The 14,622-nt window shown below is 42.9% G+C and carries 13 protein-coding genes; 8 read left to right on the top strand and 5 right to left on the bottom strand.

From position 1 onward, the window contains the following. Positions 1 to 21: 21 nt before the first annotated feature. The 4 genes from GVJ38_RS03190 to GVJ38_RS03175 all read right to left on the bottom strand — a co-directional run bounded on the left by GVJ38_RS03190 (position 22) and on the right by GVJ38_RS03175 (position 4,643). Positions 22 to 1,941, bottom strand: coding sequence for a heavy metal translocating P-type ATPase (locus tag GVJ38_RS03190; protein WP_159721728.1), 1,920 nt, complete (start codon positions 1,939 to 1,941; stop codon positions 22 to 24). A gap of 297 nt (positions 1,942 to 2,238) precedes the next feature. Beyond that, complete coding sequence (locus GVJ38_RS03185) at positions 2,239 to 3,072, bottom strand: undecaprenyl-diphosphate phosphatase (RefSeq protein ID WP_159721727.1); 834 nt, start codon at positions 3,070 to 3,072, stop codon at positions 2,239 to 2,241. 221 nt (positions 3,073 to 3,293) lie between these two features. Then, positions 3,294 to 3,998, bottom strand: coding sequence for a histidine phosphatase family protein (locus GVJ38_RS03180; RefSeq protein WP_159721726.1), 705 nt, complete (start codon positions 3,996 to 3,998; stop codon positions 3,294 to 3,296). Positions 3,999 to 4,019: 21 nt separating this feature from the next. Then, positions 4,020 to 4,643, bottom strand: coding sequence for an MBL fold metallo-hydrolase (locus tag GVJ38_RS03175; protein WP_159721725.1), 624 nt, complete (start codon positions 4,641 to 4,643; stop codon positions 4,020 to 4,022). A 189-nt stretch (positions 4,644 to 4,832) separates the two neighbouring features. Here GVJ38_RS03175 and GVJ38_RS03170 point away from each other — a divergent pair, with 189 nt between their 5' ends. The 5 genes from GVJ38_RS03170 (at position 4,833) to GVJ38_RS03150 (ending at position 9,661) form a co-directional block, all read left to right on the top strand. Continuing rightward, complete coding sequence (locus GVJ38_RS03170; protein ID WP_159721724.1) at positions 4,833 to 5,186, top strand: phage holin family protein; 354 nt, start codon at positions 4,833 to 4,835, stop codon at positions 5,184 to 5,186. Between the two features lie 50 nt (positions 5,187 to 5,236). Continuing rightward, positions 5,237 to 7,594 carry a helicase C-terminal domain-containing protein gene (locus GVJ38_RS03165; RefSeq protein WP_159721723.1) on the top strand — a complete coding sequence of 786 codons (2,358 nt, stop codon included), beginning with the start codon at positions 5,237 to 5,239 and terminating at the stop codon, positions 7,592 to 7,594. A 170-nt stretch (positions 7,595 to 7,764) separates the two neighbouring features. Beyond that, the gene (locus GVJ38_RS03160) at positions 7,765 to 8,658 is read left to right on the top strand and encodes a YitT family protein (protein ID WP_159721722.1); all 894 of its coding nucleotides are present in this window, start codon (positions 7,765 to 7,767) and stop codon (positions 8,656 to 8,658) included. Between the two features lie 73 nt (positions 8,659 to 8,731). Then, on the top strand, positions 8,732 to 9,070 hold the full coding sequence (locus tag GVJ38_RS03155) for a metal-sulfur cluster assembly factor (RefSeq protein ID WP_159721721.1): 339 nt from the start codon (positions 8,732 to 8,734) through the stop codon (positions 9,068 to 9,070). Positions 9,071 to 9,220: 150 nt separating this feature from the next. After that, positions 9,221 to 9,661 (top strand): DUF6557 family protein, encoded by a 441-nt coding sequence (locus GVJ38_RS03150; RefSeq protein ID WP_159721720.1) that lies wholly within the window; start codon positions 9,221 to 9,223, stop codon positions 9,659 to 9,661. A gap of 206 nt (positions 9,662 to 9,867) precedes the next feature. Here the strand turns inward: GVJ38_RS03150 and GVJ38_RS03145 are convergent, their stop codons facing one another. Beyond that, positions 9,868 to 10,662, bottom strand: coding sequence for a hypothetical protein (locus GVJ38_RS03145; RefSeq protein ID WP_159721719.1), 795 nt, complete (start codon positions 10,660 to 10,662; stop codon positions 9,868 to 9,870). A 107-nt stretch (positions 10,663 to 10,769) separates the two neighbouring features. Between GVJ38_RS03145 and GVJ38_RS03140 the strand changes: the two genes are divergently transcribed. The 3 genes from GVJ38_RS03140 to GVJ38_RS03130 are packed head-to-tail and all read left to right on the top strand — an operon-like array spanning position 10,770 to position 14,581. Then, positions 10,770 to 12,296: an ABC transporter permease/substrate-binding protein gene (locus tag GVJ38_RS03140; RefSeq protein WP_159721718.1), complete on the top strand. Its 1,527-nt coding sequence runs from the start codon at positions 10,770 to 10,772 to the stop codon at positions 12,294 to 12,296. Further along, entirely contained in the window at positions 12,296 to 13,249 is a 954-nt protein-coding gene (locus tag GVJ38_RS03135; protein WP_159721717.1) for an ABC transporter ATP-binding protein, read from the top strand. Before GVJ38_RS03140 ends, GVJ38_RS03135 begins: the two co-directional genes overlap by 1 nt. 3 nt (positions 13,250 to 13,252) lie before the next feature. Then, positions 13,253 to 14,581, top strand: a complete 1,329-nt coding sequence (locus GVJ38_RS03130) for a dihydrolipoyl dehydrogenase family protein (RefSeq protein ID WP_159721716.1) — start codon at positions 13,253 to 13,255, stop codon at positions 14,579 to 14,581. Positions 14,582 to 14,622 lie beyond the last annotated feature (41 nt).

The raw sequence follows: 14,622 nt of genomic DNA, 5'->3' as shown, positions 1-14,622 counted from the left end.
AAGGTGTCAATGTTTTGCTAGTTAAGCTTGGACTTGATTAAGAGGACACTGCGCACATTTTTGGGGGCGTTTATCTGTTGGTTCTTTTAGTGGTAATAAGAGCCGCAGTCCATTTAAGATCACTAAGATCGTGCTGCCTTCATGGCCAATGACACCGAGGGGTAAATTCAAAATTTGACTAAAGTTCGTCACTAACAGTAACGCGATGATACTGAGGGAAAAGATAATATTTTGGCGGACGATCTTTTTTAATTTTAATGCGAGTCGATGACTGTAAGTGAGTTTACTCAGCTCGCTTTGCATGATGACCATGTCAGATACATCCATCGCGACATCTGTTCCTTCACCCATTGCGACTCCGATCGCAGCGTTAGCTAAAGCCGGCGCGTCATTGATCCCATCGCCCACCATCATGTTGACTTGGTAGTGGGCTTTTTCTGCTTTAACAAACTCTGTCTTATCTTGAGGTAAAAGACTAGCTTTGAAGTCATCAAGCCCGACTTTTTGGGCGACGTAGCGAGCTGAACCGTAATTATCACCGGTAAGCATGGTAGTTTTGATACCTAATTGTTTGAAGTAAGCGATCATAGCCGCTGCGTTTTTTTGCGGCTGATCGATCAAGGCTAAATAAGCGACGAGGGTTTGATCACGAGCTAAAAAAATGACGGTTTTCCCTTGAGCGGTCAAATTCTCGATGTTGGCTCGTTCTGCTTGTGCGCTAGGATCATTTACTGGATCAAAAGCGTGTTTTCCTAAGATCCAACGGCTATTAGCATACGTGGCTTCAAGTCCAAAGCCTGCGATCTCTTCAACTGTCAAATCCGTCAGCGGGGCAATTTTTTCAGCGGCAAAAAATTGCATCACTGCTTTAGCAAGCGGGTGAGTGGAGCGTTGTTCCATCGCTAATAAGACTTGGACGACTTCGGGATCTTCCGTCAACAGTTTTACATTGACGACTTGCGGTTTGCCTCGGGTCAAAGTACCCGTTTTATCAAAGGCGATGGCTTTAAGTTCGGCTAACTGCTCAAGGTATTCACCAGATTTGAATAAGATTCCTTTTTTGGCACCATTTGAAATCGCGGCTAACGTGGCGGGGGTCACAGAAGCGACTAACGCGCAAGGGGAGGCAACGACTAACATGACCATTCCGCGATAGAAACTTTCAGTGAAACTCCAATTCAAGCCAAAGTAGAAAAATAAAATCATCAGTGGAACGGCTGCCAAAACGATTTTGACATAAGTATTTTCGATCCGTTCAATGAAACTGGCAGTTTTCCCTTGATTTTGTTGAGCTTCTTCAACCAGCTTGATGATCTGGGCAAACAACGTCTCATCAGACTTTTTAGTGACTTGCAAAGTGAATGCTTGACCTAGGTTGATGGTGCCGCTAAATAATTCGGCGCCAACTTTTTTTTCTACGGGAATTGACTCACCAGAAATCGCGGCTTCATCAATTGAGGTTTCGCCTGCGAGTAAGATGCCATCGATTGGGACTTCGCTACCTTTAGGGACGAAGACGTGGTCGTTGACTGCTAACTCGGAAACATCGACTTCGACATGGGTGCCTGCAACGACCTTCAAGGCAGTTGTGGGGTTCAAAGCCATCAAAGCGGAAATCTCTTTCGTACTTTTGTTAGTAGCGTATTCTTCTAGTGCACCACTCAAACAAAAAATAAAGGTCAGCATCGCGCCTTCAAAATAGTTTCCGATCACACAAGCACCTAATGCGGCTAGTGCCATCAGTAAATCGACATTTAAGGTTTTAGATTGGAATAATTCTAAAATTCCTTCTTTGGTTTGTTTGAATCCGCCAATGAAGATGGCTGCTAAAAATAAGAACGGGTAAAAAGCAACGTCGGTGGCTGCTGCTATTTTTCCGGCTAACATCAAGCTGAGACAGATCAAAGTAGCTGCAAAGGCTTGTTTTTCTGTGCGGCTCATCGTATTCACTCCTTTGTGATGGTTATGGGAGACAGCTGGTTTTGGCGATCACACTTACTAGTAAAGTGTAGTTCGTCAAAGGGCAAGGCGAAATATTTTGAGGTAACATTCCGGTGGGCTCCAAGTGGCTGCTCTTTCATTTTTACCTTACCATATCCAAAAGCTAATTGATAATAAAAATCGCTAATTGAGAACGAAAGTGATTATCAGTTAGTCGAAACACCGCTAGCAAACCCAAAGAGGGAGCTGGACACTTGATCGGTCCGGCTCCCTCTTTGCCTATTAGTAAAATTATTTTTATAATGCTACGAGCCAATAGCCGATCAAAATGACCCCTAAGATCACTCGGTACCAGCCAAAGACGGTAAAGTCGTTTTTCTTGATGTAATCCAATAAGAACTTGATTGCGATGATGGATACGACAAACGCGGTGACCATCCCGACTAATAAGATCACGACCTCTTGGAAGCCGAAGACATTGCCAGCTGCTAAAAATTTTAAGATCTTGATCCCACTAGCCCCGAACATAACGGGAATCCCGAGGAAAAAAGAAAATTCCGTAGCGACAAAACGCGAAGAGCCGATCAAAATCGCGCCTAAAATCGTCGCGCCTGAACGAGAAGTCCCGGGCATCAGCGACAGCACTTGGAAAAACCCAACGATCAAAGCGGCTTGATAAGTAAACTTGTTGAGATCCGTGCATTTAGGTGTTTTGTGTTTGTTGTACCGTTCGACTACGATAAAAGCGATCCCGTAAACGATCAACATGATCGCAACTGGTAAAAATTTGTGGAAGTGCGCTTCTAAAAAGTCATCCAGTAAAATCCCCAAGATGGCAGCGGGGATACAAGCGACTAAAACTTTTGACCACAAGATCCAAGTGTCATTTTTTTCTCGAGTACTTTTTTTAGGAGAAAATGGATTGAGTTTATGGAAATACAACACGACGACTGCTAAGATTGCCCCAAGCTGGATCACGACATTGAACATCGTCGTAAAATCCGAAGAGACATCCATCTTGATAAATTCATCGACTAAGATCAAGTGTCCCGTCGATGAAATCGGCAGCCACTCGGTGATCCCTTCCACGATCCCGAGAATGACCGCTTTAAAAATATTCATAAAAAACATAGCTGACTTCCTTTCTGAGTAATACCAAATAATAGTATAACGTTAGCCTTTCTAAATTGCTATTAAAAATCAAATTTCCAACAAAAAGTTCCTTGCGGCAAAAAAGCGCAGCGCACCGTGTTAGTGGCTATTGATTTGAAAAGAAATAGGGAGGAGGACATGGGTCATATCCTCTTCCCTATTTTTTACTAACCGATCACTTTTTGCCACTTTTGAATACCTTAAGCGAGTCGTTGATCAGAAATCATCTTACCGCGTTCCATGTAACTGATGTCATTGATCGCTTTGATGGTGAATTTGCCTTCTTTATAATTCAATTGATTGATACTGCCGTTTAATAAATTAGCGCGAACCGGTTGATCTGAGTCGATCAAATTCAATAAGAAAGCGATCGTCAAACCATGAGAGACGATCAAGACATTCCCGCCACCATCTTTCTCCCGCCGTTGCGCGATATCTTCAAAACCTTCCCAAACCCGCGAGCGTAATTTTTCGTAGGTTTCTGCCCAATTGGCTGTATCGGCATTGTAGACTGCATCGGCGATCTCTTGGAAGGTGACATCAGTAGCAAACATGTCGTCTTCGGTTTTGAAATTTAAGACTCGAGGGATCACGCCCCACATCTCCGCATCATAAGCTCCTTCTAATGAACCAAAGCACCATTCGCGAATTCGCGGATCGACATGGTAAGGGATCTCTTTACCAGTTGGATGCTCGCCTAATAAAATCCGCATCGTTTCGATCGCTCGGCCAGAGTCACTGGAGTAAGCTTCCACAAAATTTGTATCTTGTAAGCCTAGCCCAACGTAATGAATCCCTTGGCGACCTGATTTAGTCAGTGGCGTGTCACACCAGCCTTGGACTCGCGTTAGTGAATTGAACATCGTTTTGCCGTGGCGAACGATATATAGATTTGTCTCTGTCATAAAAAAACCTCCATTAACGTTTTAATTGAAAAAAGGATTGGTTGTGATCTCGTGACCGATCGTCGTTGCGTCACCGTGACCAGGATAAGCTGGAAATTCGTGGGGTAAAGTAAACAATTCTGTTTTGATACTCGTCAGTAGTTGTTCGAGATTGCCCGAATAAAGATCAGTCCGGCCGATACTGCCGCGAAATAGCGCATCACCGCAAACGACGAAATCATCAAAGATAAAACTGACACTGCCCTCAGAGTGACCAGGAGTTGGTACCACCGTAAACGTCATATGTCCCAGCGTATATTTTTTACGTAATTCAAATTCAAACTCAGCTGGCTTGACGATGATATCCGGTAAGTTGGGACTCAAGCCAGAAAGATTCAATTGCGGATCTTGCAGCCAAGCTTGTTCTTTTGCGTCCACGTATACGGGAATAGCGTATTGAGTGCGCAGTTGCGTAACAGCTCCGATATGATCGTAGTGAGTGTGAGTCAACAGGATCGCTACCGGTTTTTTCTTTAAATGTGTGATCATTTGGATGATCCGATCGCCTTCAGCTCCGGGATCGATGATGAGCATTTCGTTTTCATTATAAACTAAGTAACAGTTTTCTTGTGCGACACCTGTCACTAAGCGTTCGATTTCAAGCATGTTCTCCCTCCTAACATAGTTTAATTATACACGATATTCGAAGAAAAATTGTACAAACTCGTCTAGTTTTCAAGAATTAATTCGTCCGCTGCAACGGGCTGTATTTTTTGATCACCGTGTAAAAAGATGACGCAACAAGGTTGGATTTTTGGAAAAAAATTCGTTTATAACAATAGGAGGTGAAACATCATGAAAGAATGGATTCGTTTAATCAATGATCAACCACTGTTAAATGTCTTAGCTTTGATCTGTCTGGCGATGTTGCTAGATCTTTTAACTGGTTTAGTGGCTGCAAAAATCACCAAAACGCTCGCATCTAAGATCGGAATCAATGGCATTTTACGGAAGTTGGCCAGTGTTTTGTTGCTGCTGTTTTTCTTGCCAGTTGCGCGCTTGATCCCGTTGCAAGCTGGAAATGTTTTGTTGTATGCTTTTTATCTCAGTTTTTTAGTGATGGAGATCCACTCAATTTTAGAAAACTATGAAAAAATGGGGATCAAAACGAAATTGTTCAAAAAATTTCTGCGGCATTTTGATGAATGACTTGACGTCGTGAAACTTTTTGTCTAAGGTGGGAAAACGGGAGTGAGCAGATGACGGTCACAAAATTAGCTGTCCGCGAGTTAGTCGAATTTATTATGCGTAGCGGCAGCATTGATGAAGGAAAAAATAGTAATCACACCGCTTTAGAAGGAGCAAAGATCCATCGACAACTTCAAAAAGCGGCTACGGAAAAAAATTATCAAAAAGAAGTGTGGCTAAAAAAAAGCGTCACTTTAGCAGGGATCAAACTGCAAGTCGAAGGGCGAGCAGATGGGATTTTTGAAGAGGAAGATCAATTTGTCATCGATGAGATCAAAACGTCGGAAACACCATTTGAAGAAGTGGAAGCAGGACAAATCGAGCTGTTCTTTTATCAAGCGATGGTGTATGGCTATCTGTATGCTGAAGCTGAAAATCTCACTCAGATCAAGACACGGTTGACGTATTTTCAAACGGTGGAAGAAACGGTCACGTACACGACGCGCAGTTTTTCGTTTCAAGCGTTAGAAACATTTTGGTTGGAACTGCTTGAAAAATACGAAGCTTGGTTAGTCTATCAACATGAATGGCAAGCGACCCGGAATACATCGCTTAAAAGTTTGCCTTTTCCGTTTGATTATCGGGCAGGCCAGCGGGAGTTAGCAGCGGCTGTTTATAAGACGATCCACGCGCAACAAAAATTATTCGTAGAAGCGTCGACTGGGATCGGGAAAACGATGTCGACGTTATTTCCAAGTTTTAAAGCTCTCGGAGAAGGTCTAGGGGAACGGATCTTTTATTTGACGGCTAAGACGATCACACGTCAAGTCGCTGAAACCAGCATCGCAACTTTAGCTGAAAAAGCCGCACGCGTAAAAAGCGTCACATTGACTGCCAAAGACAAGATCTGTTTTTTAACGGAACGAAATTGTACACCTGAACACTGTCCGTTTGCAGCGGGCTACTATGACCGGGTCAATGATGGTTTGTGGGAGATGTTGCAAACGGGGGACCAATACACGCGGCCGGTGATTGAAAAATACGCGCAAAAACATACGCTATGTCCCTTTGAGTTGTCACTAGATATCAGTCGTTTTTGCGATGTGGTGATCGGCGATTATAATTATTTGTTCGATCCAACGGTTTACTTGCGGCGTTTTTTTGAAGAGCCAAATGAAAAAAATCTCGTGTTAGTAGATGAAGCCCACAATCTAGTCAATCGAGCGAAAGCGATGTACTCAGCTGAGATTTCGCGCAATCATGTCGCGGAGTTAGCGGCCAAAATCGACCGTAAATTTCGTAAATTGATCAAAGCCTTTCGCCGCGTAGATGATGAATTTGAATTGATTGCGGAAACGGCGCGAACAGAACAATGGGAATACCATGCTCAAAGCGCGGCTGCTGAAAGTTTGACGAATCGTTTGTTTCAATTACAAGCGGTCATAAAAGAATGGCTGGCGGAAAATCCGCAACATGAACTTCAAGTAAAAATGCTCGCTGTTTATTTTGAAATTTTACGTTTTACCCGGATGAGTGAGTTTTACGATGATCATTATTTGACGACTGTTGAGCTGAGAAATTATGATTTAGTGGTGAAAGAATTTTGTGTCGATCCGGCCTATTTTTTAGCTCAAACGACGGAAAAAGTAGGGGCGAGTATTTTCTTTTCGGCTAGTTTCTCACCGCTAGCTTATTACCAAGAAGTTTTAGGTGGTGGGAAGGACAGTTTGACTTATCGGTTAGCTAGTCCGTTTCCGTCTAAAAATCAACTGGTCATGCTCGATCCTGCGATCCAGACAGTCTATCGTAAGCGGGAGGCTAATATCCCGGCGATCATGGCAGCTATTGAAGCACTGGTGACAAGTAAGACCGGTAACTACCTTGTTTTTTTTCCATCGTTTGCGTTTTTAGATCAAGTCGCTGAGCGTTTTCAACAGACGTATCCTGAAATCAACATACAGCGGCAAGACTCTCGTTTAACAGAAGCAGAACGCGAGGAATTTTTAGCGGCGTTCAAAGCACAACCGTCTGAAACGCTAGTGGGCTTTTGTGTCTTAGGTGGTGTGTTTTCAGAAGGAATCGATTTGACCGGTGAACGTCTGATCGGCAGTGTGATCGTTGGAGTAGGGTTGCCGCAAATGAATCATGAACAAGAATTGATCAAAGACTATTTCACCGAAAAAAATGATCAAGGATTTGCTTATGCGTATCAGCTGCCGGGAATGAATAAAGTCATCCAAGCCGGGGGCCGCGTCATTCGAACGATGGCAGATCGTGGCATCGTTTTATTGTTAGATCAACGCTACTTGAATCCCAGCTATCAAAATTTATTGCCCCTTCACTGGCAAAGTAGTCACCGAGTCACTAGCAGTGAACAAATCAAACAACTAGCCCAACGATTTTGGCAAAATGATCAACCTAGCGAATGATCCATTCGTTAGGTTTTTTGCTGGAAAAATTTATGAATTGTACTCATTATTTATTTTTTTAGTATCTAAGAAAGCTCTCATGAAAGCAAAAAAAGCGGATTCAAACGATTGCCAGTTGTTAGGGGAAACGTTATTCTTGTTGATGGAGAATGTCTTAAGGGGGAGTTGCAGTGATAAAAGGAAATTATAATACGAAAGATTTGGCTATCAAAATCGCCGTGATCTTATTGACGGGGATCACCGGGGCGGTAGGATTGAATTATTTTTTGATCCCTGCTCATGTATTCTCAGCTGGGATGACGGGGATCGCGCAGATCGTAGGCGCATTTTTTGAATCGGTCCTGGGGCTGACTATCAATACGGGGATCATGATCTTTCTATTGAATGTACCCGTTTTTATTTTGGGTTTTATTAAAATCGGAAAGTCTGCGATGATCTTGAGCTTTGCTAATGTGATCTCGATGTCTTTTTTTACGACCTTGATCCCGACAGGCGAAGTCACGAGTAATGTCTTGATGAATTCCATCACCGGGGGCGTTTTGCTGGGGATCGGTGGCGGTTTATCATTGAAATATGGTTTTACTACTGGTGGTTTAGATATCGTTTCGTTGCTATTGTCACAGACGACTGGTCGGACGGTCGGAAATTACATCATGTTGTTAAATGGTATCATCGTGGTGGTGGCTGGCTTTTTCTTCAATTGGGAAAGCGCGCTTTATACGATCATCACGATCTTTACGATGGGAACAGTCGTTGATCGGATCCATACGCGTCACCAAAAAATGACCGCTATGATCACAACCGCTAAAGCTGATGAAGTCAAAGCAGCTCTGCGAGAAGAATTGGTTCGGGGAATGACCGTAATCTCAGGTCTTGGTGGCTTTAGTGCTAGTCGGCGGGATGTGATCATGATCGTATTGACTCGTTATGAACTGTATACGCTAAAACAAGTCGTCAAAGAAGTCGATCCAGCTGCGTTTACCAATATTTTAGCAACGGAATCCGTGGTTGGGAGTTTCTTGAACGAAGAAGAACAGAAACGAATTAAGATTGGTCAAAGCTAGCGGATTCTCATTTACAAATGGTAATTGATAGAGTAGAATGACGCTAGGAACTTCTAAACGAGGAGTGAAAGAGATGGAAAACAAACAAAATTTTACTGAAGAAGAAGTCACAGAGATCAGAGACCAAATCTTGACTGCACTAGAGTCGGTCATTGACCCGGAACTAGGGATCGACATTGTGAATCTAGGCTTGATCTATGAAGTCGACTTTGAACAAGACGGGAATACCGTAATTAAAATGACTTTAACTACGATGGGCTGTCCATTAGCCGATCTATTGACTGATCAGATCCAAGGCGCATTAAAAGAAATTCCAGAAGTTTCAAACGTGGAAGTCAAACTTGTCTGGTATCCAGCCTGGACGACAGATAAGATGAGTCGTTACGCGCGAATTGCCTTAGGGATTCGATAAAGAGCGCTCCCCTTAGCTTGATTGCTAAGGGGATTTTTTGTGGTTCTCTCCTTAGAAAGGAATTAAAAATAAATCACATGAGTTTTAGATTAAAAAAATATCGATTAAATGATATAATAATGATCTAATCTGTGAAAGGGGAGAAAAATTATGGATAAAACGTTAAGGTATTGCTTACAAACAACATTAAAAAGTCCGTTAAAAAAAACGATTGCTCAATATATTCAACAGCAACATATGAAAAATTACACGCTTAACGAGGTGGAGGCGCAGCTGGATAAATTATTGCAGACGATCGAAACGATCCCGGCTGGAGTAAATTCAAATTATACCGTTATATTGCGCCAAAAGCATGCTGAGTTGGCGAACCGATTGTATTGCGGTTTGGCGGTTAAAAAGGCCGGAGATGAAACGCAGTATGCGATCGACTTTATTCCTTTGGCGGAGATTTTTCGCTATCCGATCGAAGGGTACCACGAAGACGCAGAAGTGATTGCGGATCTGATTTGGGATCTGACTTTTGATGGTTGGACGTGTGAAGAACAACAAGAACAGATTCAAGCATTTGAAAATCAAATGGATCTTGCGTAAAAAGTGTCTGCCTAGACACTTTTTTACTTCGCTACAAATAAAATAAATTTTAATATCGCAAACAAAATAAGTGATCCAAACTACAAAAAACCAAACCAACTCAAATCATAATCGAATTCCGCAGTCGGAGTTGATAGTGTCTCCAGTTAATTAAGCGACGTTGATTTTAAAAAGAGTAAGACAGCTAGCTGTCTTACTCTAACCGGTTAGTGACTGAGGTTCAATAATTGGAAACTGATCGGAGTGTGTAATTTTTCCAGTAACGGCAATTGGAAGAAGGTCAGCGTCTTAGCATCTTGTAAATAAGCGAGACATTTTCTTGTGCGGGCAGCGGCAGTAGCGTTGAGCTGGGGCAGTTTTAGCTCAGTAGCAGTCGAAGTCCCGTTGAGTAGTTCTAGTAAACGATAAATCAAACGCAGATCTTGCTTGCGTACATGAGGAAAATGTTGGAGCATCGCTTGATTGAGACTGGCGGTCAATTGATTCAAGCCAACTAAATCATTTTTTTGCAGCGTATAGTTTGTCAAAAAGTTAGCGAGATAATCGCGAGCTTGCCGTGGGTCGCCAGTGTTGAAAAAATACGTCCAAGTCACAACGAATAAACAATAAGTATCGTGTTCATCGAGTTGTTCCAAAAAACTGATGAGCGCGATCAAGCGCAACATTTTTTCAGCCAATCGAAAATGATCGGGATCATTTTTTTGCATGCGCACGAAGTAGTGGGTGAAGTTTTCACTATTCAGCAGATTGACTTGTAAATTTTTATACCAGTTATAGTAGTGAGAATTCGTAAAGTGGTAGGTTTGGTCATTTTTTTTGATCGTAGGATCAGCAGGGAGTTGCGGATAAGTCGTCATAGTTTGCGGCTCAGGTCGATCTGATAAATTTATCGCATCAGAAATAGAACTCAACAAAAAAACATCAAACCCGTTCAACAATAATTGTTCATCGGTCTGCCACTTTTCAGTCGGGGTCGCTTGGAATTGAAACACATAAGTCATGGATAGATCCTCCTAAATGAAATTTTTAGTCTGCAAGGCTGAATCATTTGTCTTACTCTAAACATTCGTTATACTAAAATTAACACAAAAATACAATGGAGACGCATATGAATGAATTTTGGACTACTTTAACCCAACGAAAGAGCCAGTTGTTACAAGCAATCTTAGAACATTTGGCGATTTCTTTAAGCGCACTGTTGATTGCAATCGTGATCGCAATCCCCTTGGCGATTTTTTTGAGCCAGAAAAAACGAGCAGCGGAGATCATGTTGCAGCTAACTAGTATTTTACAAACGATCCCTTCACTGGCACTTTTAGGCTTATTGATTCCTTTAGTCGGGATCGGGACGGTGCCGGCTTTGATCGCACTTGTTATCTACGCGTTGCTGCCGATTTTTCAAAACACGTACATTGGTCTATCTGAGATTGATCCGTCACTAGAAGAAGCAGCCGATGCCTTTGGGATGTCACGCTTGCGTAAATTGATGAAAGTTGAGCTGCCGCTAGCACTGCCAGTGATTATTTCGGGGATCAGAACAGCACTTGTATTGATTATCGGGACAGCGACATTAGCTGCTTTGATCGGCGCAGGCGGTTTGGGAACTTTTATCTTATTAGGAATCGACCGCAACGATCCTAGTCTGACATTGATTGGCGCGATCAGCTCAGCCTTACTTGCGATTTTATTCAGTGGCTTGATCCGCTTTTTACAAACTCGAAGTGTCAAACTGACATTTGCGACACTTGGCGTTTTATTTCTAGCGATCGGCGGCATTTTTTTCGCACAACACAATCCGTTTAAGCCAGAGACGATCACGATCGCAGGGAAGTTAGGGGCTGAGCCAGATATTTTGATCAATATGTACCGGGAAGTGATCGAACAAGAAGATCCAGAAGTGAAAGTTGAATTGAAACCTAACTTTGGGAAGACGAGTTTCTTGTTTAACGCATTGAAAAATGATCAGATCGACATCTATCCCGAATTTACTGGGACTGTCCTGGAAAGTTTAGTCAAAGTCAAAACGAAAAAAGAACTGTCAGCAGATCAAACGTATCACACCGCCAAAAAATTATTACAACAGCAATTTGATCTGACGTATTTAAAACCGATGAAATACGAAAATACTTATGCGCTGGCGATGCGGAAAGCGACTGCTGAAAAAGACCACATCACCAAAATTTCTGATTTAGCGCAGCATCCCGAGTTGAAAGCTGGTTTTACCTTGGAGTTCAGTGATCGACCAGATGGTTATCTAGGCATCCAAAAAGTATACGGTTTTAAATTTCAATCGGTCCAAGGAATGGAGCCCGCGCTACGGTATCAAGCGATCAAAAATAATGCAGTCGACGTGATCGATGCGTATTCGACTGATAGTGAGCTGAAGCAATATGATTTAGTAGCATTAAAAGACGACGGCAACCTGTTTCCAGCTTATCAAGGGGCGCCACTGATGCGCGCTGAATTTGCGCAAAAACATCCGCAAGTCGTCAAAGGATTGAATCGGCTTGCCGGAAAAATCACCGAAGAGCAAATGATTCAAATGAATTACGCGGTCAATGTGGAAGGTAAATCACCGAAAAAAGTTGCGCACGAGTTTTTAGTTCAAGAAAAAATTCTCAAGGAGGCTGACTGATGAAAACGATTATTGAATTTAAAGATGTCGGACAAAATTTCGACGGTCAGCAAGTCCTAGAACATTTGAATTTGGAGATCAAAGAAGGTGAGATCTTCGTTTTAGTCGGACCTTCTGGCAGCGGTAAGACCACAAGTTTGAAAATGATCAATGGTTTAGTCGTCCCGACTGAAGGGAATGTCTATTTCAAAAATAAGCGGATCAAAGATTACCCGCTGCAAAAATTGCGTTGGCAGATCGGCTACGTTTTACAACAGATCGCACTTTTTCCGACGATGACCGTCAAAGAAAATATTGAATTGATTCCTGAGATGCTCGGTTGGGATAAAAAGAGACGCAGAGCGCGAGTCGATGAGTTATTGCGAGAAGTTGCATTGGACCCAGCGACTTATCGAGATCGCTTGCCAGGTGAGCTTTCAGGCGGGCAACAACAGCGAATCGGGATCTTGCGCGCGATCGCAGCTGAACCAGATGTGATCTTAATGGACGAACCGTTCAGTGCGCTAGATCCGATTTCACGAACCAGTTTGCAAGAACTTGTCTTGAAGTTACACCAAAAATTAGGTAATACGGTGATCTTTGTGACTCACAACATGAAAGAAGCTTTGAAATTAGGAGATCGAATCGCCGTGATGCATCATGGGAAACTTGTCCAGTGTGATACACCAGACGTGATCCAAAACCAACCAAAGACGGATTTCGTACAACAATTTTTCAACGAAACAGCTGGCGACCTCACCGATCAAACGCTGCAAGCACTTTATACGGGTGGTTTTTATCAACGAATCAAACACGTCGAGCCCAAGATCCCGCGGCTTAGTGTGACGGAACATTTGGGAGCGGCCTTTGATCAATTAGTGACCTGGGAATATTTTTATTTGACCGAGCAAGACCAACTGGTGGGCGAAGTCTCGCGCAGTGACATTTTTCGTTTTTTAAGTCAGGGGGAGTAAGTAATGAAAAATTATGATGCAATCGTGATCGGAAGTGGTGTCGGTGGTTTTTCGGCTGTTTTTGAGTTAAAGACAGCAGGGCTTAAAGTCGCCATCGTGGAATCTGATCTTTGGGGCGGGACGTGCCCGAACCGGGGCTGTGATCCTAAAAAAGTTTTGATGGCCGCAGTTGAAGCTAAACACAAAGTCAATGCCTTAAGTGGCAAAGGTTTTGAAGCGGATGCAAGTATCGACTGGGAAGAGTTGATGGCGTTTAAAAAGACATTTACTGATCCAGTCTCATCCGAACGCAAAGCCGCATTAGAAAAAGCTGGGATCGATTATTATGCCGGGCAAGCGGAGTTTTCCGATCCTCATCAAATCATCGTGAATGATGAACAGCTGCAAGCTAAACAATTTTTGATCGCTACCGGCCAGCGCGCTTCGATTTTACCATTAGAAGGCCAAGAATATATCCAAACCAGCAGTGACTTTTTAGAGTTGGAACATTTACCTAAGCGGATCACCTTTATCGGTGCAGGCTATATCGCATTGGAGCTTGCGACGATCGCTAACGCTGCGGGAGCACAAGTGGAGGTCATCCACCACAATGATCAACCTTTAAAAGAATTTGATCGCGAATTAGTTACGGAGCTAGTCGATTATTTGACGAAACAAGGCGTGCGTTTTACGTTTAATGTCGATGTGGAACAAGTTGAAGTCATGCGACCGGGCTACCGTTTAGTAGGAGATAATTTTGAAACGGTGACGGATATGGTGATCGGTGCGACTGGGCGGATTCCGAATGTGGAGGCACTGTCGCTAGAAAAAGCTGGTGTTACTTACTCGAAAAAAGGAATCGAGGTCAACGATCATTTGCAAACAAGTGCACCGCATATTTTTGCTTGTGGGGATGTCTTAGCTAAAGTGCGACCAAAACTTACGCCGGTCAGTGTCTTTGAAGGCGAATATGTGGCACAAGTGATGACGGGTAAAACAAGTCACGCGATCGATTACCCATTGATCCCGACGATCGTCTTTGGGGCTAAAAAATTAGCGCGGGTCGGGTTAGCTGAAAAAACGATCCAAAAAAGTGATGGGAAATACCACAGTCGCACGTTGGATCTTGCAAGTTGGTTCACTTACGCACGGATCAACGATGAGCTGGCGAAAATCAAATTCGTATACGATGAAAATGACACGATCGTCGCCATTACTTGTCTCAGCAGTCTCGCTGATGAACTGATCAATCAGCTTACACTGGTCTTGAATCAAAAAATCAGCCATGCTGAACTCAAAAAAATGATCATCGGTTATCCGACAACTGCCAGTGACTTGGAATATTTGGTCTGATACAACAGCTTCAAAATAATTTTTTAAACAGAGGGATGCCC

It is taken from the genome of Enterococcus sp. CSURQ0835, from assembly GCF_902706605.1.
In the GTDB taxonomy this organism is placed as follows: Bacteria; Bacillota; Bacilli; order Lactobacillales; family Enterococcaceae; genus Enterococcus_A.
This window is presented reverse-complemented; position numbering and strand designations above follow the sequence as displayed.

Bases quoted from the DNA above. Each gene is read 5' to 3' on its own strand.
- GVJ38_RS03190 (WP_159721728.1), bottom strand. From the start codon at position 1,941: ATGAGCCGCACAGAAAAACAAGCCTTTGCAGCTACTTTGATCTGTCTC.
- GVJ38_RS03185 (WP_159721727.1), bottom strand. From the start codon at position 3,072: ATGTTTTTTATGAATATTTTTAAAGCGGTCATTCTCGGGATCGTGGAA.
- GVJ38_RS03180 (WP_159721726.1), bottom strand. From the start codon at position 3,998: ATGACAGAGACAAATCTATATATCGTTCGCCACGGCAAAACGATGTTC.
- GVJ38_RS03175 (WP_159721725.1), bottom strand. From the start codon at position 4,643: ATGCTTGAAATCGAACGCTTAGTGACAGGTGTCGCACAAGAAAACTGT.
- GVJ38_RS03170 (WP_159721724.1), top strand. From the start codon at position 4,833: ATGAAAGAATGGATTCGTTTAATCAATGATCAACCACTGTTAAATGTC.
- GVJ38_RS03165 (WP_159721723.1), top strand. From the start codon at position 5,237: ATGACGGTCACAAAATTAGCTGTCCGCGAGTTAGTCGAATTTATTATG.
- GVJ38_RS03155 (WP_159721721.1), top strand. From the start codon at position 8,732: ATGGAAAACAAACAAAATTTTACTGAAGAAGAAGTCACAGAGATCAGA.
- GVJ38_RS03150 (WP_159721720.1), top strand. From the start codon at position 9,221: ATGGATAAAACGTTAAGGTATTGCTTACAAACAACATTAAAAAGTCCG.
- GVJ38_RS03145 (WP_159721719.1), bottom strand. From the start codon at position 10,662: ATGACTTATGTGTTTCAATTCCAAGCGACCCCGACTGAAAAGTGGCAG.
- GVJ38_RS03140 (WP_159721718.1), top strand. From the start codon at position 10,770: ATGAATGAATTTTGGACTACTTTAACCCAACGAAAGAGCCAGTTGTTA.
- GVJ38_RS03135 (WP_159721717.1), top strand. From the start codon at position 12,296: ATGAAAACGATTATTGAATTTAAAGATGTCGGACAAAATTTCGACGGT.
- GVJ38_RS03130 (WP_159721716.1), top strand. From the start codon at position 13,253: ATGAAAAATTATGATGCAATCGTGATCGGAAGTGGTGTCGGTGGTTTT.